Genomic DNA, 23,464 nt, shown 5'->3' on the forward strand with positions numbered 1-23,464 from the left:
CTCCAATTTTTAATTACCAACCAGTGTTTTGCGTAATACTAGGGGTCTTAATCGCCTCAAAATAAGGCATTGGCCCAAAGTACATGTAATCCTTATAGGTCGGCGTGAATAGTGATTCAATTGAATAGGTAGCGACCCCAAATTGGTTTTTCTCTATCTTAACCGACTTCACTTCATCATTCAAATCCTCATTCCATCGACGCAAGTCATAAAAGTAATGCCCCTCAAAACAAAGCTCGATTCTTCGCTCATTGCGGATCAACTCTCTCAAATCATCCTGATCGGCACTAACCATATCAAGATAGACATCAGGCTGTGCGATCCCTGCTCTTCTGCGTACCTCACGAATCGCATCTACAGCTGTCATACCTACTCCATATGGATCTGCATTTGGACCGAAAGCTTCATTGGCTGCCTCAGCAAAATTAAGAAAAACCTCCCCCTTTCTGAACAATGAAAAGTAGTGATATGCATTGGTATTATTAGCTGGATTTTTATCCACAAAAGTACTCAACCACTTTCTGAGATAGTAACCAGTACGTGTTGAGTTTTCTGTATTAGCCGCTCCACCTACTCCACCTGAATAATCCTTACCACCTACATAAGTCTGTACCGTCTGACCTTTAAAGAAAGCTCCATCATACAGCACAGTCATATAAAAACGTGGATCACGATTAGCATAAGGAAAATCTTGGTCATACGTACTACTCGGGTGATCTATAGGATATCCATCCGCGGTAGGAAAAGCATCTACTAGGTTTTGAGTTGGATTAGTACGCCCATTACCAAAGTAGCTCGGAGGAAAATTAGCTCCTTCAATCACGTTTTCGTTATTGCCAAGCCTTCTCATGATGAGTTCATCAGAATCGCCATTGTTAAAATAGTTGTCATAGCCAGTGCTACCACCTGCATCGAGATAAACATCCGGTAGTGTGGTACCGATCAAACCAAAAGCTTCTCCTGCTGCTCTAGCTGACTCGACATTCATATCCTGAGCATCACTGAGGCCATAGAGTTCACTACCAGCATATAGCAGTACTCTAGATTTCAAGGCAAGGCAAGCCACTGATGACGCACGCCCTAACTGGTTTTGTCCCGTTATCTCGCTTGAACCACTATAATTCTCTGGAAGAAAATTGACCGCATAGTCCAAATCATCTATGATCTGCTCTAATACCTCTCTAAAGGTCGCTCTTGGTAGCTCTGGAACACTAGCGGCATCCAGCTGCTTGGTGATCAATGGCACACCCATTAATTCCCCAGACCCATCCACACCAGCAAAACGCTTGAGTAGATCGAAATAGAAATAAGCTCTGAGAAAATAAGCCTCTCCCTCCAAACGCTCGGTCAATTCTTTATTCGTTTGCTCATTTCCCTTCCAGAAAGTCACATCACCTCTCAACCCATACTCGATAAAACGATTGATTGACTGGATCGCTGCATAACGACTTGACCAATTGTCAATTGGACTCCCTAATGCCTGCCATTCTTCCGCAATTGTTTTATTTAGCTGATTATTTGGCAGGTTAATCACTGCATTCTGTGTCGCACAATCCAGAAAACCTCCATAGTTATCCTGTCCTTTGGGCAACGCATCATAGGCTTTGAGAAGAAATCCCTGAACGACTTGTGGGTCACTCACTGCCTCCTCTAGGCCTAACTCATTGGCATACTTTGGCTCCATGAAATTCTCATCACAGGCACTTAGGCCTACCAATATGGCCAGTGTATATATTATTTTTTTCATTCTTTTCTTATTTAAATATTAGTAAGAAAGATTAAAACCTAGAGACACTGTCTTCATCAAAAAGCCATTAGACAATCCAGAAGCAGCGTTATCAGAGTTGAAGTCGGAGTTGCCTGAAAAACTGAACAAGTCAGTACCTCTAGCAAATACGCGTAACTCAGATGCACGAATAGAATTCCTGATTTTCTCAGGAAAGGCATAGCTCAACTCTATATTTCTAATCGTGAAATAGGAAGCGTCTTGCAACCAGAAGGAAGAACCTTGGTAACTGTGCGCTCCTCCCACAGTAGTCAACCGTGGATGGCTAGCATCTAGATTATCCGGTGTCCATCTATTCATGGCGTTAGCGGCATACTTACCCTGAGCCACTCCATTGTATGCAGTGTTCCAACTCATCATTCTATCATGACCTGCAGCTCCTTGCCCTAGTACCGATAAGCCCAATCCTTTGTATCCAAAATTGAAATTCAAAGAATACTGATATCTAGGTGTAGTATTAGCAATTACTTTTTGATCTTCCACAGTGATCAGTCCATCTTCAGTGATGTCTGTATATTTCAGATCTCCTGCGATGACATCACCACCCAATGTACTCTGTACATTTACTTCTGATGCATCAGTATAGAACCCTTCTGAGTTATATCCCCACATCGCATCGAGCGGCTGACCGTCTCTGTTCAAATGAGAAAAAGCAGTAAGGTCACCGGTCTTTTCGTAAATCGCTTCGGAATATGTTACATATCCACCTACACCGTAGCTGATATCCCCTGCTTGACCACTGTAGTTCAAGCCCAACTCTACACCCTGATTGCTAACCTCCCCATAATTGATATATGGAATATAATCGCCAAAATAGTCAGGATATAAACTTGAAACCTGCATAGGAATATCTGATCGATATTCATTGAAATAATTGGCCTCAACAGACAAGTTTTTCATAATCAATGCTTCCAAACCAATGTTGTATTCAGTCGCTATTTCAAAACCAATGGCGGGGTTCCCTGCCCGTATCAAATTGTAAGCGCTCGAACCATTGCTGTTTTGTGAGCCGAATTGCACCCAACCATTAGGGCCGTATGCATCTCTGTACCAAAAATGCTGCAAAGAACGGTCATAGCCCATCTGTCCATAACTCGCCTTTATCTTCAAATAGTCTAGGGCATCTACCGACTGCAAGAATCCCTCTTCACTCAGTACCCAGCCTAGTCCTACAGAAGGAAAAAACTCATAGCGGCTACCTTCTTCCAACTTATTAGATCCCATATAAGTCAGATCCACTTCTGCGATGTACTTATTGGCAAAAGCATAGTTCAAACGATATCCATAAGTCACATTCTTGTATGGCTGAGCAGTTCCTTGATACTCACGGTTTTGAGCAATCGCATTGAGATGAGAAGTAAAAGCATGGTCGCCAAATGTACGGTCATATGTCATCGTAGAGATCATACCAATATTGCGATACGCAGAATCATCAAACTTGCTGATACCAGAAGCTTGTACATCATCACCGACTTGAGTCCCGTCTGCCTGGTATCTTGCATACTCATCCTTCTTTCTAGTAATTAGAAAGTTGTAAGTATCAAATGAAACGTAGTTTTTCCAGGACAAACCTTCAATCCCCCATTGGGTAAAATCCATATCCAAACCTATGTTGGACTGAGACTGTCTGAGTAGTTCATCTCTATAACCAGCTCGTAGCAATTCTCCTTCTATATTTGTACTCTTAGCAGCTCCCCAACCTAACTCTCCTGGAGATTCGGCCGTCGGTGCGTTGTGATATATCGGGTACTCATTGGGTCTATGAGAACTAAGTGTACTAAAGAAACCTTGAACAGTATTGTTGTCGCCCAAGTTGTTCGGGGTACCGTCATAGTTAGAATATGTCATCTGATTGGTCGAAGTAGTCTCCAACCTAGCTGCTACATCCACTTGTACACTAAAGATATCATTGATCTTATAGTCCAGGTTACCACGAACATTCATGCTGTTGTACTTGGTTTGCTCGCCAATGGCCTCCAAACCTCCCTCACCAGCGTATCCAGCAGTAAAATAGAATGCCGTTTTTTCATCAGCATTGCTATAGGTACCATAGATTCTCTGGTAATTGGTAAACGATTTCAAGTAACGATCATAGTAGTCCACGTTAGGCAACTCGTCGTTGATTCCTGCTGATTCATAAGCTGCGATATCAGCATCGGAATACTGAGGAGTTAAGCCATCATTCTCTTGTGCTTCGTTGTAAAGTCTAGCATAATCTGCCGAATTAAGAAAGTCAGGCAAATGAGTAGGTTTTCTAAAACCGTACTCTGCATTGATACTAGCCTTTTTTACGCCCACTTCACCTCTTTTGGTTGTTACCAAAATCACACCGTTGGCAGCCTGAGGACCATAGAGAGACTTAGCTGTAATATCCTTGAGTACTGTGATTGACTCAATTTCATAGAAATTGAGTGACTCTAGGGAACGATTACTAACTCCATCAACCACCACCAATGGGCCATCGTCACCGATAGTATGTAAGCCTCTGACATTCAACCATGAATTGTCACTACCAGGACCTGCTGAGTTTTTAAACACATTTAGTCCCATAGCTTTGCCTATCATGGCAGATTCTACGTCCAAATCCGCTGTCGTTATCTGATCCTGAGTAATGAGACTCGTGGCTCCCACTACACGATTTTTGTCCATATCTCCAAAGGGCAAATGCACCTTTTGTTTTTTATTAGCTCCCAGAGTGTCCTGTAGCACTACTTCTTCGACTTGCTGAGCCTGCACCTGAGCAAAGCCAAACAAAACAGTCGCAAGAGCTATGATATATTGTATATATTTCATTTCGATTCTTTTTGTGGTTTAGAAATTACCATCCTGGGTTTTGAGTAAAGTTTTCTACCAATCTCATTTCGCCAGAAGGAAAAGGATACCAATAGTGCTTTTCTTCAAACACACGTGCACCTTCTATTTCTTTTTTATCATAGATAAGTGTGCTACCTGATTTGAGAATTTCAGCTCCGTAGATTTCATCTAACTCTTCGTGAGCAATTCTCCATCTTCTCAGATCATGCCATCTGTGCATCTCCTGATAGAGCTCTACAAAACGTTCGTTTCGAATTCTCTCTCTCAATGCTGCTTTCGATCCAGTATACATAGGATCTACATCAGGCATTCCAACTCTATTTCGCACTACATTGAGTGCTTCTACTGCAGTCATGGTTTTTCCTCCAGCAGATACTGCTGTGGTAGGACCGACTGCCTCGTTAGCAGCTTCTGCAAAATCAAGGTAAACCTGCGCATATCGAATCAAAGGAAAGATCCTTTTCACACCCGCTACGACATCAATGTTATTTGCACCATCCCAGCGATGCTTTCTGTGCAAATACCCAGTCCACAACCCTACAGATTTGGCCTGTAGTTCATGATAACCTCCATTCCAAGCTTCCAAAGTTGCTGGTTTACTCGATGGTGCAGAGATGTACATGTTGTCTCCATTTTTGTAGACGAACATGTCCAAACGAGGATCTCTACTCACAAAAGGATCTTGTGCATCAAAAGCAGGATCATCTTTGATATCCAAACCATTAGCAGTTTCAAATCTATCTACAGCGTTTTGGGTAGGACCACTCCATACAGTCCATCCACCGTCCCAGTGTGGCATATACCATCCAAGACCTGCATTAAAACCAGGAGAGTTGGCATTGGACTGTGGGGGTGCCCACAGTGCCTCATAGGAAACTCCTGAAGCTATTCCATTCCAGTTTTCCTTATACTCGGCTAGTGTTAGCATTCTATAATAGTTAGAATTTTCAGCAGCGGCCAGTGCTTCTAAGGCTGCCTCAGCTGCTTCCTGAGCACGAGATTGCACGTAGGCATTTGCTCCTCCATCGATCATGCTCATATTTGGACTAGCTGCATACAGCAATGCCATGCTTTTGATCGCCTTGGCTGTAGCTACAGTAGCACGCCCTTCATAGTTAACAGGCCACTTTTTCGGCAAAAGATCTGCCGCCTTGTCCAAATCAGACACTAACCAATCCGTACAATCCTGATATGATCTACGAGTAGAATCAACTATGTCTGAACTCGTAAATGACTTGTTCAAATAGAATATCCCTCCATAGCGCTGAATAACCTGAAAGTAGTTCCATGCGCGAATCAAACGAGCCTCTCCTTCAAGATGCCTCTTCATCTCCTCTGGAGTAAAATCAGCTAGTTCTGGAAAATTCTCTAGTTTATCCAAGTTTTCCAAAGCCAAGTTGACCATTCTAATACCGACGATAGCTTCTCCTGCAGGTTGTTTTCTAGATCTACGCTCTGGATTACCTTCGCTCCAGTTGTAATCAAAACCAAACTCGTGAAACCCTTCATCTAACCATAGTCCCTGATTAAACACATTGGCTATTGGTTTGTTATTCACGTTAAGGTGTTGTGCTTCATCACTTAAGGTTCCGATTTCTGAATCCCAATCCTGTGGATCGTATGCATAGTTATGCAACGTCCAATAGGCATGCGCGATGACTCCTTGGAATGACTCGTAGTTCGTATAAACCTCATCATCATCAAGTCCCAAATCTGGACTCACATCCAAATAATCTTCACAGGCAGATATGGTGAATATTGTCACCAAAATCGCCACGTATATATAGATATTTTTTAGTTTCATAATTCTCGCTTTTTAGAATGTCATCCTAAACCCTACATTGTACCTTCTCGAAATAGGATATACCTCTAGGCTTTGTGCTTCTGGATCGAATTCACTCGGTAGGCTACTCCACGTCCAAAGGTTGTTTCCATTCACATAGATTTCGAAATTATTGATCATGTTCACGTTTTGCATCGGCAGTTTGTAGGACACTTCTGCCATTTGCAGTTTCAGATAGTCAGCCTTTCTGATCGTATGCGTACTGGTCTGTCTATTATGCGTACTGGACAGATGCAGAGCCGGGTGAGACGCATCCAGATTATCTTCAGTCCAATAGTCGCGTTGCTCATTATTGTTCAGCTGAAAACCAAGAATACTCCTAGTTTCATATTCCCATAGGTAACTAGGTGACATATACTTAGCCATATTAAACACCCCAGTAAACCTGGCCATAAGACTCAAGCCTTTGTAAGAAACACCTCCAGAAAAAGCATACGCATTGGCGGCATAACTAGGCTGCTTAATCACCACCTGGTCTAGAACATTGATGATTCCATCAGCATTATAATCCACATACTGAAAATCACCTGGAATCAGACTTTCTGTACCCCATGAAGACTCCGTCGTATTGTACACCTCGTCCCAGCTATCCAGATAACTATCAACCATCAGTCCTCTCCATGATCCAATTGGCTTTCCAGCCTCTTTTTGATACTCTGGAGCAAAACGTTGATCATCTTTGAATATGACTCTGTTTTCAGCCAAACTTAGGTTCGCTTTGACGAAATATGAGAAATCAGCAGAAACTGCCTCTTTCCATTGGAGGTCAAACTCTATACCGTGAGACTCTGTGCTTCCTATGTTCGCTTGTACTGCTCCTGGAAACCCAGTAAACACACTTACAGACTTTCTGTTAAGGAAGATATTCTCTCTTTTTTCATCATATAACTCTACATCCAAGGTCAAACGACTATCCAAAAACCCGAATTCAAAACCAAGGTTCTGTTTAGTACTCTCTTCCCACGTAGCACCAGGATTGGCAACTTTCCCTTCCTTATAGGTCGCTATCGATTCTTTATTTTGTCCAAAGTAGGGAACTTGATCAGCGGTATTGTTAATAGAATATGTCGAAACATAAGCAAATCTGGCGGCAGATTTTTCTGACCCCACTACCCCATAAGAATATCTAATCTTCAAGTGATCTAACCAGCGCTTAGCTCCTCGCATAAAGCTCTCGTTAGACACCATCCAACCAATAGCGCCAGAAGGGAAAAAACCAAAACGATTGCCTGGAGCAAATTTTTCAGAACCATTATAGGCACCATTCATCTCAAAGAAATAGCGTTCGTCATAGTTATAAGTCACACGCCCAATCCAGCTTTCGAGTACACTTTTGAATTCGACTTTATTCTGACTTTCTTGACGATAAAAAAGTCCTAATGCTGAAACGGAATGAGCTCCGAAGGTATTGGCATAGTCTATTCCACCTTCATAATAAAGGCTCCTGTTATAATTGTCCAAAGTTTCGTCACCCAAAACTGGTGGTTTTTGTACATTTTGGGTATTACTTCCATACTGTATAAGTTCTATCTCAGTCTGATCTGACCCCTGTACAGGCACTTCCTCTGCATAATATTGAATGATCTCATGCTTGGTTTCCTGTCGATACTGAAAGTAAGAATTATATGCCACTTTGCCTCGTAGTTTCAACCCCTCTACCAAAGAACTCAAATCCTGCTCAAGCCCAAAATCAGTCCAAAGCTTATTAGATTTTCGCTGTACAGAGCCATTGTGTTGCATCCTGACTAGGTAGTTGGGATTTTCGGCAACACCTTGCTCTATACCAAACTCTCCTGTAGAAAACACTGGCGGAGCACTTACCATCGGCCAGTTATAGAACTGCTGAAGATAAAGGTTTCGACCAGAACCATCTCCTTGAGAAAAACCTGTTCCTCCACCTGCAGCTGTCACAAAATTACCGTTCCAATTGGTGATTTCACCAGCTAATTTCATTTTGACCGTTGTGCTTTTGGTGAGATTGATATCGACATTGGCTCTGTAGTTATATCGCTTTTGCCAAGTGCGAGGGTCGTAATCCGATTGTTTTTCTAGATCGAAAATATCCCCATCATTGTTGTGTCCAAACGAAGTAAAGTACTTGACAAATTCATTCCCTCCCGAAATATTGAGGTTGTAACTCTGATTGTACCCTGTCTGAAGCAACTCGCTCACCCAGTCAGTATATGAATATAAGTCTGGGTTTCTATTGGGGTCTTCCCATGCGGCAATTGTCTCCTCAGGTATCAGAGAGCTATATTGCCTATCATTCATAGCTGCAATATTCAAATGCCTCAAATTGGTAGGCATATCTGCCATGAAATCTGTATCGATTGTAGGCTGCTTCATACCAAAGTTTGCACTGAAATTCACATTGACTTTACCAGAAGTACCCGTTTTGGTAGTCACGATAATTGCACCATTACCTGCACGAGCACCAAACACCGCCGTAGCGGAGGCATCTTTCAAGACTGTAATAGATGCGATTTCATTAGGATCGATATTGTTCATATCACGCTCTACCCCATCTACCAATACTAATGGAGAGTTATTGTTCCATGAAGACTTACCTCTAATGAGAATCTCAGCCTGTGATGCTCCAGGTATACCCGCATTTTGCTGGGTAGTCACACCAGGCATCAACCCAGCCAATGCCTCACTCACAGTCGTCACACCACCAGATTTCACTACATCTTCTCCTGTAGTGGTTACGATTGAGCCTACTACACTTTCTTTCTTTTGTTCGGCAAAGCCCACCACGACCACCTCATCAAGTGATTCTATATCCAGCTTCATCCCCACATCTATAGTAGATCTAGAAGAAACCGTTACCTCCTGAGGTTCATATCCAATAAAAGAAAAAGAAAGAATAGCACCGCTCGGCGCATTGACTGCAAAATTTCCATCCAGATCAGTAATCGTACCTGTGGATGACTCCTTTATTACAACGTTGACGCCCGGTAATGGCTCTCCGTTTTCATCTGTTACCTTTCCCGATACCTTTTGGCCGCCTTGTGCAAAGGCATCCTGAACAAAGGCCGAAAAGAACAGCAACAATATCATACAACAAGCTACCCGTCCTGGGAAGCCGAGAAGTAGTATAGTCTTTTCACGCATTTAGTTATGTTTAAAATTTAACTTTCATTCATGGTTGATGAGCAGTTACTCCGTTCGCTTTTTGGTTAAAAAAGAGAATCGTTGATTATATCTTCAAACGAACAGAAAACGAAACTATCAACTTTAACAAATTTAAGCAGGAGCCTAGCGCAATGAACGAAGGCATGGTATGGGAAAAGGGGGTGATTTTAGATTTCAAGGGGGGAATATACGGAATTAAGGGGGGTAAGATTCTCCCAACCTATCTATAAGCAACAAAAAAGGCCTTCGATCTCTCGAAGGCCTTTTTTGTATTTTCATGATAAGAACTTAATTTTTGACTACTCCTACGTTATCAAACCTCCATTTGGAAGCTCCACCATATACCTTGAAGGCAATGTTATATTTACCAGGAGCAAGGGTCTTAGTCACATTGGCTCTATACCATTGGTCTTTCATGTTAGCTGGTGCCTGCCATGATTTATAGACTTCTGTATTACCGTCATGATTAGCTACCAAGTTTACTTCCACTACCATATTCCCCGCAGTTTCTGGTATGGTCTCTGCGTACAAATCAACAGAGAACGTGTGGTCTCCCTCGGCCGTGACTTCAAACTGTTGAGAGAAGAACTGAACCGTTCCTCCACCACCATCGTGGTAGTATATAATAGCTCCAGACCCACCTTCACCCAAATCTGGTGAATAACTGAGTCTTGACATGTGATTATAAGAGGCTCCATTAGAACCAGCCACCCATTCTGAGATATCATTACTTTCCAAGTCAAAATTACCACAGGCCAATAGATTAGGAGACGCTGTACATAATTCATCCTCTGCTCGTACATATACCAACACAGTGTCTAGCTGGCCAAAATTCTCTGGTCTAGACGCTTTATAGGTTTTCAATACCGCACTGAATCGACCTGAACCATTGTAGCGTATCGTTGGATTCTTCTCAGTAGAAGTAGCGGGTACCCCTCCTTCAAATGTCCACTCGTACGTATCAGGAGACCCGAGTGACTTACTCGTAAATGAAATGGATTCACCTGGCAAAATCAGCTCTTTATCCACTTCAAAATCCGCAATTACTGGAATAATTGGGTTGACATGAATCAACTCACTCATAACCACAGTCTCAACGGATCCGTCAGGGTTATTCCTTGTCGTTTTCAGTGTGACATCATAATCACCTAATACCGAATACATTGCCACTGGATTTTGCTCATTAGAAGTAGAAGGAGTTGCTCCCTCAAAAGTCCATTCCCATTGATCAGGTTCTCCGATACTCTCGTCTACGAACTGAACCTCATCTCCAGTAGAGATATGAAATCCTGAATCTGATTCTAAAAGATCTACTCCTACTACAGGCTGAAGATCGTCCAAAACTTTGATCGGGAACTCAACAAGCTCTGACAGTCCAGACTCATACTGAATAGACAAACTGGCCTTGAACTCACCAGCTGTCTCATACATCACCTCTATGTCTGGATCAGAAGATAACTCAGGTATCCCTCCTTCAAAATTCCAAACTCGCTTTGTTACGGATTTGGATTCATCTACAAACTGAGTACTCTCTCCATTTACGAGCAAAGCTTGGCTAACTGAGGCACTTGCCTCCCCCTTCTCGGGAGGTGCATTATTTGCAGTTTCTTCTTCGCAACCAAAGAGAAAAACACTAGTAGCTAAGGTTGCTACTCCTATATATTGATTTATTGATTTCTTTTTCATAAGAATCTATTATTCCGTCATCATTAGTTTTTCACCACATTCAGATTATCAAAATGCCATTTGGAATGACCTCCATACAATCGATACCCCACCACATATGTACCCGCAGGCAATGTCTTAGTAACAGACTTGGTCGCCCACTGATCCTTCATATCAGCTGGAGCTTGCCAGCCACGGTACAAGTTGGAATCGTTGGTTCCTTTGGGTATGATAGCAATTTCCACCACCATGTTTCCTGAGGTAGTACCAAGTGTCTCCGCATATATATCTGAGGTAAATGTATAATCTGCCTCTGTGTCTACTGTAAATTCACTTCCTGTAAAGATAACCAGACCATTTCCTTCGATCATCTCATACGAAATGCTACCTGCTCCACTACTCACTACAGCGGATGAAACACCTAAATGATCCATCTGCGTAAAAGAAATCGCATCTGTAGCAAACGAGCTTCCAGTAGCCGCTCTCCAGCCTGACAAGTCATCTGATTCACCTGCATAGTTTCCACACGCGATCAAATTGGCTGGTGAGTCATCACAAACAGTACCATCAGAAGCTACCACCACATAATTGACTAGCATTTTAGAATTGCTACCTTGTGAATTTGTAGCAGTCAGCTTTACATCAAATGTCCCTCCTGAACTGTAGGTAACTGTTGGATTCATTTCAGTGGAAGTCGCTGGTGTTCCACCTTCAAATTCCCAAAAATAACTCGTAGGATCATTGGTCGTAGCATCTGTAAATGTCACAGTACCTCCTGCGTCAAAAACCAACGTATTGTTATAATCTGACGTAAAATTAGCCACAGGCGGTTGTGGATCAGTGATCGTTACATGATCCGACTTCATCACTACAGTTTCTCTAGAAGGTTCAGATCTAGCCACAGTCAATTTCACATCATATACTCCCACAGTACTGTATGTCACAGTAGGATTACGTTCAGTCGACGTAGATGGGGTACCTCCCTCAAATTCCCAGAACCATTCTTGTGCATTGTCCGAAGATTCTTCGGTAAAGGTAATTTCACCTCCATAAGGGACAGACGTAGCATTGGCTACAAAATCAGCAGTAATATCTGGTGCTAACCCTACAGTAATATCACTCACTAACGTTTCGTCCCTTTCGGGTTCTGTCCTTGTCGTTCTAAGCTTCACCTCAAACGTTCCTGAGGTCTGATACAGCACCGTTGGGTTAGCCTCTGTAGAAGTAGCCGGTTCGCCACCTTCAAACTCCCAAAAATACGTCTCTGCGCCACCTTCTGTAAGGTCAGTAAACTGGACAGATTCATACTCAACGGGGTTTTCATTGTCGACCTCATATTCAGGGTCAAGGGATGGGGCAGAAACTACCTGCACATAATCACTGACCAAAGTAGTGTCGGCATTTGCTATCTCTCCACTTTGTTTCACGATTAATTTCACATCGTACATACCTACATTTTTGTAGCGCACGTTAGGTAGCCTATCCGTAGAGGTCGCTGGTTCGCCACCTTCGAACTCCCACAGCCACTCATCGGCCTTACCTATGGTGGTATCACTAAACTGAATGTAGCTATACTCTATGACCGAACTCTGGTCTGCTGAAAAGCCAGCCGTTAAACCATCTACAACCCTTATGGTTACTTCTTCCAGTTCAGTCTCACCGTTCGTGTAAGTCACTCTAAGCGCAGCTTTAAACAAGCCCGCTGAGTCGTATTGTACGGTCACCTCTGGCTCAGAAGACGTTTCCGGTATTCCTCCAGCAAATAGCCACTCTCGTTGAGAAACCTTGGTAGAAGAGTCTGTATACATAACCGTCCCTCCACTCATAATTCCTTTGTGTGAGGCCTTAATGGTAATGACACCACTTTCTTCGCCTACACCATCTTCTTCCTCATCACAAGATGAAGAAAAGACAAACAGACCTGCAGCCAGGCACCAACAGCCCAGTGAGATCCACTTCTTTCGAACATTATTCAACATACAAATAAGTTTAAATAATGATTCACTTTTTTAACCATCACCAATCTAAAAGAGACCCTATATACTCATGATAGGTATTTTCTCTTTTTTACCCTCCATACAGAATACCCCATCCAATTTGAATGAATTTGCCCCCTAACCCAATAAAACTCCTTCCCTGCTAAATCCTTATTATTGCATAACACAAAAATATAACGCGCATTAATTCTGTAGATTCAATAATCTAATGGACTGGTTATATTTAGCGGCAGTAAATTGATAAGGCAAGGCGAAAAATTATGAAGAAGAGATTTACTATTCAATCCACTATTACAGTATTGTTCATTTTTATTGGGGTTAGCTCATCTCTATCCCAATCTTTATACAACGATTTCATACACTATAGTACGAGGAATGGTCTTAGTCAAAACGACGTTCGGTCTATCTATCAGGATAGCTATGGATACATATGGATTGGCACGCACGATGGGCTCAATAGATTCGATGGGTATGATTTCAAAACCTTTAACACCGACATCTACGGGGGAAATTCTATCTCTAGTAACCTCATCAGTGATATTACGGAAGATAGCAGAGGCAATATTTGGCTCGGAACAGATGACAATGGAATCTCTATGTACAATAGAGAAAAAGGTCTATTTCACATAATAAATAATGATGATAACATTCGCGGAAAACGTCTTTCTAGCAACAGGATTGGCAAAATACTCATTGATCAAAATGGTACAATCTGGGCGGGATCTGACGAAGGACTCAATAAAATAACTTATGACTATGATCAGGATACTTACCTCGTTTCTAATTTCTATCATGAAGAAGCACAACCAGAATCCATTTCACAGAATTTTATCACTAGTCTATTTGAAGACCGACTAGGTAACATATGGATAGGAACTAAGCAAGGACTGAATAGGTATGTCTCTAACAAACAGGGACAGGATTTATTTTTTAAACACCTCAGTGATCACGGGATTACCGATGTTCAAGAAACAGAAAAAGGCCTCTTAGTATGTGCAGGGCAGTTGTACTTTATGAGTTATGAGAGCTTTTACAATGGCGCCCCAGAGTTTAAGCGAATCTCCAATGACTACATGTCACGCGTAGAATCCGATAATCAGGGTAATATATGGGCTTTGCTAAAACAAGGAATGAAGGTGTATCAATTCGATGGAGATTCTGTGCTTACTCCCATGAAACAATTCAGACACTACTGGGCCAACAACAAGTCCATTAGTAGCGATTACACCACCGAAATCATGAAAGACAATACAGGTATCATCTGGATAGGTACTAATGGATCTGGATTGAATAAATACAATCCCAAAAGAAAAAATTTCAAACACTTTTCTACCAACGAAAATCTGGGTAGCCTGTCCCACAACAAAATACGATCGATCTACGAAGACAATAACGACAACCTCTGGATAGGGACTGAAGGAGGTGGTATCAACTTCCTAAACTCAACCACATCTAAGCAATACGCTGACGGATTTGTGAACTACAAAAACAACAACATGAATGACGTCCCTACCTCTATCTATGCCATCGGTGGTATATCGAATTCAAATCAAGACTTTATCTTGGCTGGAGGCGGATTTCCTAAGAATTTAAATTCATTTATAGTCAATGGAAAAAGCCTCCCTGTTTCAGTCGACAATGTCTCTGGTATTATTGGTTCAGGTTTCTATATATTCACTGATAAAGATCAACAGGTTTGGGTAGCTTCATACAATGGCGGACTGTATCGTTTTTTACTAAACGAACGAGGAAACTTGATTGAAGACACTGTTTTCAAACATGATCCACATGTTAAAGGCAGTTTATCCTCTAACATAGTAAGAAGTATCAATCAAGACTTAAAAGGAAACCTTTGGATCGGTACTGACAAGGGACTAAATAAACTAACCTATGATCAAGTCCAGTCTAAGTCTGCTCAGTTCATCGTCTATAAACATGATCAAAATGACCCCTACTCACTTAGTTTCAACTATGTACTCCCGATCATGGTCACGGAAGACAATCAAGTTTGGGTAGGTACACTAGGTGGTGGACTAAACAAGGTAATACAAGGAGACAAGCCAGACAATGACCAATTCCTATCATACACCACTAAAGACGGACTACCTAACAACGTCATAAAAGCCCTACTAGAAGGAGATGATGGTTCTATCTGGCTTTCTTCTAACAAAGGAATCACTCACTTCTCTCCTGATAAACTAGAGTTCAAGAACTATAGCATCAATGACGGGCTTCAAGATTTAGAGTTTAGTGAACTGGCCGCCTACAAACGAAAAGATGGAGAAATGATATTCGGTGGAGTCAATGGTTTCAATGCCTTTTATCCTCAGAACATCACGCGAGACAGCACCCAAATAACCGTAAGATTAGACAACCTACAAATCCTCAACAAGGAAGTAGCTATTGGCGACAGTGTAAACCAACGAGTGTTGTTAAAAAAGAACATTAACGATCTAGAAAAACTATACCTTAAACATAACGAAAATAGCTTTTCGGTCAGTTTTGCGGCATTACACTATGCTGCACCAGATCAAAATGCCTATGCATACAAGCTGGAAGGCTTTGACGACAATTGGATAAAAACGACTGCCTCTAACAGAGTAGCTAAGTACACCAACTTATCTGCAGGAGACTATACCCTACTGGTCAAGGGTAGCAACAATGACGGCTTTTGGAGTAGCGAACCTATCAAACTACCCTTAACTATCCTACGACCATTTTGGAAAACACCATGGGCCATCGCAACCTATGTACTGCTAGTTTTGGCAGGTCTATGGTTCTTTAGAAAATTCACCCTGATTAGTATCACTAGCAAAAATGAGTTAGTACTAGAACACATGGAACGTGAAAAACATGAAGAAGTCAACCAAATGAAACTAAAGTTCTTCACTAATATTTCTCATGAATTCAGAACCCCGTTGACATTAATCATTGGTTTCATTGAACGGCTCAAAAATCACTCTGGTAGCCTCAGCGAGGAAGAAAGGCAAAAATACTATCAGAATGTAGGTAGAAACTCAAAGGTCTTGCTCAATCTCATCAACCAACTGCTCGGGTTTAGAAAGCTCGAACAGGGTAAAATGAAACTAAAAGCTTCCTATAACGACCTGACCAACTATGTCCAGCTCCTTGGTGAGAACTTTTACGAACTGGCCAACCAAAAAAACATCACTTTCAATGTAAACTACGACCATGTCATTGAAACATGGTTCGATCATGAAATCTTAGAGCGTGTCATATTCAATCTACTATCCAACGCCTTCAAGTATACTCCAGCCGGAGGGAAAATAGATGTTCATCTAGTGTTAAATGGTGAATACGTAGACATCATCGTCGAAGACAATGGCGAAGGAATACCCGAGTCTATGCACGATCAGGTATTCGAGCGTTTTGCGCCCAACATGTCCAAACGAAAAACTGGCTCAGGCATAGGTCTTTCCTTTGTGCAAAGCCTAATCCATCTACATCATGGCGAAATCACTTTCGATAGACAGAGGGATACAGGTACTTTGTTTTGTGTATCTCTACCTATGGACAAGGAAGTATATACCAAAGATGAACTTGTAGACGGAGGAAATACAAGTATGGAAATACACACTGAGACCGATTGGCTCATCCCTACCAGTAATCCACGTCAAATACCTGCAACTAGCGAACCCAAAGACAAGACACTGCTTCTGATAGAGGACAACAAAGACATTCTTTACTTCCTAGAAGAAAATTTCAAGCATGAGTTTAACATATTGATGGCTGAAGAAGGGGAAAAAGCATATGACCTATGTATAAATAATAATATTGATCTGGTGATCAGTGACATCATGATGGATGGCCTCAATGGTTTAGATTTTTGTATAAAACTCAAACAAGACGAACGAGTCAACCATATTCCAGTAATTCTACTCACCGCTAAGGGAGATTCTGAAGACAAAATCAAAGGCTATGAGGTAGGTGCAGACGCATATATCGCTAAACCATTCAATCTCAAGGAATTGGAAACAAGAATACATGCTATTTTAGATTCTAGACAAGCCGTCATCGGGAAATTCAAATCCAACAAAAGCATTTCTCCATCAGAAGTTGGCATGACGAGTATTGATGAGAAATTCCTCAATAGAGTCATGGTCTATATCGAAGAGAATCTTTCGTCCTCTGAGTTTACAGTGGAAATGCTCGCTAGAGAATGTGGATTATCACAACTCCATCTCAACAAAAAATTAAAGGCTCTAGTAGGTGACACAGCTAATTCCTTCATCAGGAACATCAGAATACAAAGGGCTGCACAATTGCTAAAAAGGAACATGTACTCTATAAGCGAGATCATGTATGAGGTAGGGTTCAATGATGCCAAATATTTTAGAGATTGCTTCAAAAAAGAGTACCAAATGACTCCTAGCGAATATCAAAAACAACATACCGAAGAAGGCAATGAAGAAAAAGCTCCCAGTTGATACTGGAAGCTTTTCTTTTACAATTCATTAAGCTCCAAATCTAGTTTGACGGATGACCCATCCTTAAATTTAATAAAGTAGTAAGATTCTGTAGCGTTCCAAACCTGATTGACCGGACCAAAATTATCTAGTCCGCCATGGTCATTGACATACATCATCAATTCAAGAGGCAGTTTGAAGTAATCATGCAAAAAAGCTTTAGTTTCTACCCATTCTCCCTGTTTAGAATATAGTATTTGACCATTTTGAAACTCGACATAGTCCGTTTTAAAAATGACCGTATACTGCTGATTAAAATCCTGATAACCTCCAATAATATAGGCATTTTCGAGTCTCTCCTCTATATCCTTCTTGACCTCAGAGGTCAATACTAACCCGCCTCTGAGTGGCCCTACTTCCATCTTTTCAAATCCTGTATCCATCAACATAGTTTCGCCACTTTTAAGCACCATTTTATAGTATGGGGCATTCTCTGAAGTGTATATGAGCTGTCCAAATGCCAAAACCGCACCTTCCCTCTTATCTATGGCAGCTTGAATCGATACAGGTATTCGATGACTAATATCGAATTTATCTTCCATCCAAACTCCCTCCTTAGTATAGGCAGAAATATGATACACAGGTTCATCAAATTCATAAATCGAATTAGCCTTAACCCAGTACACCCCCCAATCTTGATACTCGATTTGATGTATAACCTGTGTATTTAGCCTGACCTTCAAATCTTCCTTGATCATCGATACTACTTGAGGATCTTCCTGTGTCTGAGCGACATTTGGCAAAACAGTTGTTATTCCACAGATCATTACCATCGCAATTAGTTTTTTCATCATCATGTTTGTTTTAATTGTTACTCATTATACCGTTTGACATAAAGTAGATTAAGACAGGCAATTAGATAGCTATAAGGCCAAGGCTATAACTTTATGAACTCAAAAAACCAATAACTGTATACTCTTAAGATTTCACGAATCGCGTAGCTTTATAGCCAGAAATATAGAGTACATATACCCCGCGAGGTAAAAACGAAATATCCATTGGATCATTGATAGAGACGACTCCTTCTCTGACAATGCTACCCTGCATAGACACTAATTTCACCTCCAGTAATTCAGGCGATTTGACCCACATCTGATCTTGTCCTGGATTTGGGTATATTTCCATATTTAGCTTGGGACCTTCTACTGCTAGGGTCACCTCATCCAAGTCAACTATCTGCTCATCGACAAGACTATTCTCAATATCGTATAGCCTAAAACGCAACCGCTTAGCATGACTATTTTGCTCAGATGCTCCAATCAAAGCCAAATCGAAACGATCCTGTCCAAAGCCAAAATACAAATCCTGTTTAACACTAGATAATACCGCATCATCTGCCCCCAACAAGTCTACCTGCATATTTCCGTTGCTATTGAGTTTATAATTGAGTCGAACAGATATATCATCTCCTTCGTCAAAATCATAATCCAGTGCCATCAGTGATAAATCTTCTTCATAGACAGGAGTCATCATTTCCACATTAGTCCCTTGAGTATTAGCTACCAACTCGTAGGATCGTATCCAGTCGTAGTACGTGACATTCTTGCTGTTGTCAGCCAATTCCTCATCTGTGGGCACTCCTACCCAATCATAAGTTTCGGTCACCATATTGATCTGCATAGGTCGATCAAAAGGATTATCGGTCACGTCATTCCTAAATTTGACATTCCGTCCTGGCTGATCATCAAAATAGAAAGTCACTTCTTTGGCATCATGCCAGTGTGCTGCGTAGACATGAAAATCCTCCGTTACGTCCGTCTCTACGTCCTCTTCTGACCCTAGACTATAAGTCTCTTTCTCTCCTTCACAGTCGGTATACCAATAATGCGTGTTCGAATGCATTCCTTTATGAAAACTATTCGTGGCACTACTAGCTCTACCTACACATTCTTGAATATCCAGTTCTTCAGAATAACTATCACCACACCCCTTTGGACCTTCACTCCCTCTATTCGACATCCAAAAAGTAGAAGACATCAGCGTCTTATTAGCTTTCATCCTGCACTCATAGTAACCATAGTGTGCCTCCAGTGTGCGAGATACGACTGCTCCACCAGCGATACTAAAAGTGGTATAAGTATCATTCCACGAATTGTATACCACAGAATCCTTTTCCAACTTCTGATTTTTTATTTGCAACATGCCCTCTGCTACACTGACCATATCAGTATGAAACATGGCAGGAGGACGGCCTTTCCAATAGGGATGATAGTTGTACCATTTATCCAGATTCAGCTCATCGCCATCAAATTCGTCAGAAAACTGCTCTTGGAGTACCCATCGATAGCCATTGGCTGGCTCTGGTGGTTGTGCAGCTAGAGCATAGGACTGCAACACAACCATTAGCAACATTAGTCTTTTCATATCATTCGTGGGTTTAATTATTTCGACAGATCGTAGCTTACCTTCTTCAATACATCACCAGACACTAAGGATACCAGTTCCAGTTCCAACTGGTATGTTTTGGATGGTGTAGGGGTAAAATCAAGCTCCAAATCTGCCTGCCCATGTCCATAGCCTGCGTACGCCTGCCACTCCATGCTTTGTATGGTTTGGGCTTTTTTGTTTACTCGCTCTACGACCTTACACACTACTTTTGTATTTTCATCACTAGCAAAAACATACTCTAGCGAAATGTTCTTCGACTCAAAAACAGTCTTCGGCATCTCGTTGAGATAAATTTTATTCTCGAATAGACCCAAATCAATTGCTTCAGAAGCTGCATCCTTTTGATCGACTGGCACCAACTTGTAAGCCCTTATCCAATCATAGTAAGAAGTGTTGATGGATTTGTCCTTTAGCTCCTTGACAGACGGTGCGGGTTGCCAATCATAGGTCTCCGTGACCATGTTGACATGCATAGGCCGGTCGAATGGCTGCTCAGAGATATCTTTCCTGATTTTGATAGACTGAAAAAATGCATTATCCGCATAGAAATAGACCTCCTCAGCATCTCTCCACCAGGCTGCATATGTATGAAACTCCTCCGATACTTCAGAGTCTAAGGTTGTTCCTGCTCCTTTGGAAATAAAATTTTCACGTCCTCCTTCGCACTTCACATAGCGATAGTGCGTATTAGAATTCATCCCTTTTCCCATTTTAGGAAAAGCCGGGTTGCCTCCCACGCATTCTTGAATATCCAACTCCTGACTATAACTATCACGTGGACAATCCGTGTCCTCGAAAGGCACCTTATCATTGGACAGCCAAAAGGTCGTGGACATCCCGATCTTTGATGCCTTGAACCGACATTCGTAGTAGCCAAAATGTGCCTCTGACGATTTTGATACCACAGCCCCGCCATACATCGTATAATCTTTCACTGGCTTTTTATACACACCACTTTCTATCTGAAGGTAACCATCCGAAAGTCTCAAGGCTCGTGGATCGAACCGTGCTGGCGTTCGTCCCTGCCAACCAGGATAGTAGTCGAACCATTTATCGCTGTTTAATTCATCACCATTAAATTCATCTGAGAACTCAGGCTGCAACACCCACCTAAACCCCAATGGAGGCAAAGGGGGAACTGCGTGACAAATACCCACTAGTACCATCAAACAACACAATACAATCGTTTTTTTCATAATATTCATTTATTTCACTTTAAAGAGTAGTATCTGATCTATCGGGTGAAAGCGTGACCTACCGCATACTTCCACAGTATAAGTTCCCGCTTTATCAAACTGCGCATATAGCTGCATACCATTGACACCATGGTGTTCACCAAAACTGGCCCATGACCATGACTTAGTATCCTGAATCCATATCTTGGTAAAATCTCCTGTCAAATCTGTTTGCAAGCCATTTTTAGTACCGATGAAAACATTTGCATTCACACGCATCCAGCTGTCATTCATTTCATCGAATCTGACTGCTCCTTTACCATTTCTTGATTTCCATTTAACTTGATAGAGCCCTGGCGTATTAATTTGAATCGTATAGCACAATGTATTTTTGTTCAGCGCTTTGGCATAGCTGTTTTCACCAGCAAACTCCAGATGCCCAGTACCCGCTGCAAGTTCATCAAATGACTGTTCTACAGTCCAGTCCCCCACCAACTCCGCTTCTTCCGCTTCTATCAGTAGAACGCCTCCACGTTCGACAAACAGCTTTGGCAGCTGCTGAGAAGGCGAAAAGGTTAACTTCAACCATCTGGCACGACTCCATTCTTTGCCATCTACCGAATGTGTCATCCCCTTCACAGATACCACATCAGCCTCTTTCAATCGCACAGATCGGAAAACAGCATTGTAGGATTCACCTACCTCCCAGGACTCATTACTCAGTGGGAGCTGTACTTCACCTCCTATGGGCTGATCGTTGATGAATAGAAAAAAACTACTGCGACCGTCATTTTCTCCTACCCCATGAAATCTAATATCGTAGTATCCCTCCGACTGATCAAACACACGACTGGCAGTCGCACTGACAGGCTTGCCATTTTTTTCATCCGGGCGGATGGCAAGCAATTCGACTCCAGTGTATTGATCTGTGTAAAAACCATCACTTTCAAAATCACTGGACGACCATTCTATTAGGCTCGACTCCTGAGCTATTGTCATGGGCAGATTTACTAGCCATGCGAAGCTTATTGCCAAGAGCCCCCTTATTGCTGTTCTAATTATCATTTAGTTTTTCTATTCGTACTAAACCAAATCTATAGCAATCGACCTCTACGGTCAGGGGTTATATTGACAGGGAATAAAGGGGGAAACCATTGGCTACATGAAATAACAAAATACCCCTGCAATACAGCACCTCTCTAGCCCTGTCACCTGACATAATGCAGACCAAAGGGGTGGTTTACCCACTAATTAGATGGTAGAAAGATAATAGCACATAATACTGCAAATGCAGATTGACATTTGTCTTTATCATTGCTATATCAATGACAAAGACAAGCATACAGACCAAAGACAAAACGGAGCAGGGACAATTCTTGAAGATCGCGCCGTTTCGCAAACACATCCGTAAGACCGATGTGCACAGACACAAAAACTATTTCGAGATCATCTTCCTCTCCCAAGGGTCTGGCAGTCACAGCATAGATCACCACAGCTATCCTATACTGGAGCCTACTTTGTTTTTCATGCGTAGGGATCAAATTCACCACTGGGACATCCAATCAGAACCCGAAGGCTATGTGCTCATCATCAAAAATGATTTTGTAGAAGAATCCGAAGATCTAGCGCTTCGCAAGCAGCTCTTGGCACTATCACAGGTCAGTTGCTTGCCAGTGGATGACGAGTCTATTGAACTACACTTTCGGTTGCTTCATCTAGAATTCGAAAGAACAGAAAATTCCCAAAAGGCCATACTCATCCACCTGCTCAAAGCCTTGCTGGCTAAAGCCATTGATATCTCAGACCGTACCGATTCCCATACAACGCATAACTCTGACCTGTTCCAGTCCTTTATCAACCTACTCGAGACAGCGCGCCCCCTCGTCAATCAGGTTGCTCACTATGCAGACCTGCTCCATACCAGTCCTCAAAATCTCAATCAAACCTGTAGAAAGGCCGCAGAACAATCCGCCTCCGAACTCATCTCCAGTTATATCATAGGAGAAGCCAAACGCCTGCTAGACTACACTTCCATGTCTGCAGCGCAGGTTGCGTATGAGTTAGGTTTCAAAGACCCCTCTCACTTCTCTAAATACTTTAAACGACAATGCCAGCTGACCCCACAGGAATACAGAAGAAGAAAAAAAGCATGATACCATAGTATTTTCAAATAG

Annotated in this window: 12 protein-coding genes; 2 read left to right on the forward strand and 10 right to left on the reverse strand. The window is 41.9% G+C overall.

All coding sequences use genetic code 11. The features are described from left to right. Nucleotides 1–13: 13 nt before the first annotated feature. The 6 genes from BGP76_RS09370 to BGP76_RS09395 all read right to left on the reverse strand — a co-directional run bounded on the left by BGP76_RS09370 (nucleotide 14) and on the right by BGP76_RS09395 (nucleotide 13,222). Entirely contained in the window at nucleotides 14–1,747 is a 1,734-nt protein-coding gene (locus tag BGP76_RS09370; protein WP_119844471.1) for a RagB/SusD family nutrient uptake outer membrane protein, read from the reverse strand. Nucleotides 1,748–1,765: 18 nt separating this feature from the next. After that, the gene (locus BGP76_RS09375) at nucleotides 1,766–4,579 is read right to left on the reverse strand and encodes a SusC/RagA family TonB-linked outer membrane protein (RefSeq protein ID WP_119844472.1); all 2,814 of its coding nucleotides are present in this window, start codon (nucleotides 4,577–4,579) and stop codon (nucleotides 1,766–1,768) included. 25 nt (nucleotides 4,580–4,604) lie between these two features. Continuing rightward, complete coding sequence (locus BGP76_RS09380; RefSeq protein WP_119844473.1) at nucleotides 4,605–6,404, reverse strand: RagB/SusD family nutrient uptake outer membrane protein; 1,800 nt, start codon at nucleotides 6,402–6,404, stop codon at nucleotides 4,605–4,607. 12 nt (nucleotides 6,405–6,416) lie between these two features. Further along, entirely contained in the window at nucleotides 6,417–9,557 is a 3,141-nt protein-coding gene (locus BGP76_RS09385) for a TonB-dependent receptor (RefSeq protein WP_119844474.1), read from the reverse strand. A gap of 309 nt (nucleotides 9,558–9,866) precedes the next feature. Continuing rightward, complete coding sequence (locus BGP76_RS09390) at nucleotides 9,867–11,264, reverse strand: PKD domain-containing protein (protein WP_119844475.1); 1,398 nt, start codon at nucleotides 11,262–11,264, stop codon at nucleotides 9,867–9,869. A 23-nt stretch (nucleotides 11,265–11,287) separates the two neighbouring features. Continuing rightward, entirely contained in the window at nucleotides 11,288–13,222 is a 1,935-nt protein-coding gene (locus BGP76_RS09395; protein ID WP_119844476.1) for a PKD domain-containing protein, read from the reverse strand. Nucleotides 13,223–13,500: 278 nt separating this feature from the next. Between BGP76_RS09395 and BGP76_RS09400 the strand changes: the two genes are divergently transcribed. Further along, nucleotides 13,501–17,688, forward strand: coding sequence for a hybrid sensor histidine kinase/response regulator transcription factor (locus BGP76_RS09400; RefSeq protein ID WP_119844477.1), 4,188 nt, complete (start codon nucleotides 13,501–13,503; stop codon nucleotides 17,686–17,688). Between the two features lie 17 nt (nucleotides 17,689–17,705). Here BGP76_RS09400 and BGP76_RS09405 read toward each other — a convergent pair whose 3' ends face one another. The 4 genes from BGP76_RS09405 to BGP76_RS09420 all read right to left on the reverse strand — a co-directional run bounded on the left by BGP76_RS09405 (nucleotide 17,706) and on the right by BGP76_RS09420 (nucleotide 22,289). Next, nucleotides 17,706–18,518 (reverse strand): hypothetical protein, encoded by an 813-nt coding sequence (locus tag BGP76_RS09405; protein WP_147407439.1) that lies wholly within the window; start codon nucleotides 18,516–18,518, stop codon nucleotides 17,706–17,708. Nucleotides 18,519–18,645: 127 nt separating this feature from the next. After that, nucleotides 18,646–20,091 (reverse strand): family 16 glycosylhydrolase, encoded by a 1,446-nt coding sequence (locus tag BGP76_RS09410; RefSeq protein ID WP_119844479.1) that lies wholly within the window; start codon nucleotides 20,089–20,091, stop codon nucleotides 18,646–18,648. Between the two features lie 17 nt (nucleotides 20,092–20,108). After that, entirely contained in the window at nucleotides 20,109–21,311 is a 1,203-nt protein-coding gene (locus BGP76_RS09415; protein WP_158584200.1) for a family 16 glycosylhydrolase, read from the reverse strand. Nucleotides 21,312–21,320: 9 nt separating this feature from the next. After that, nucleotides 21,321–22,289, reverse strand: a complete 969-nt coding sequence (locus BGP76_RS09420; RefSeq protein WP_119844481.1) for a hypothetical protein — start codon at nucleotides 22,287–22,289, stop codon at nucleotides 21,321–21,323. 326 nt (nucleotides 22,290–22,615) lie between these two features. Here BGP76_RS09420 and BGP76_RS09425 point away from each other — a divergent pair, with 326 nt between their 5' ends. After that, nucleotides 22,616–23,443: an AraC family transcriptional regulator gene (locus BGP76_RS09425; protein WP_119844482.1), complete on the forward strand. Its 828-nt coding sequence runs from the start codon at nucleotides 22,616–22,618 to the stop codon at nucleotides 23,441–23,443. Nucleotides 23,444–23,464: the final 21 nt, after the last annotated feature.

Source organism: Reichenbachiella sp. MSK19-1, assembly GCF_003590315.1.
In the GTDB taxonomy this organism is placed as follows: Bacteria; Bacteroidota; Bacteroidia; order Cytophagales; family Cyclobacteriaceae; genus Reichenbachiella; species Reichenbachiella agariperforans.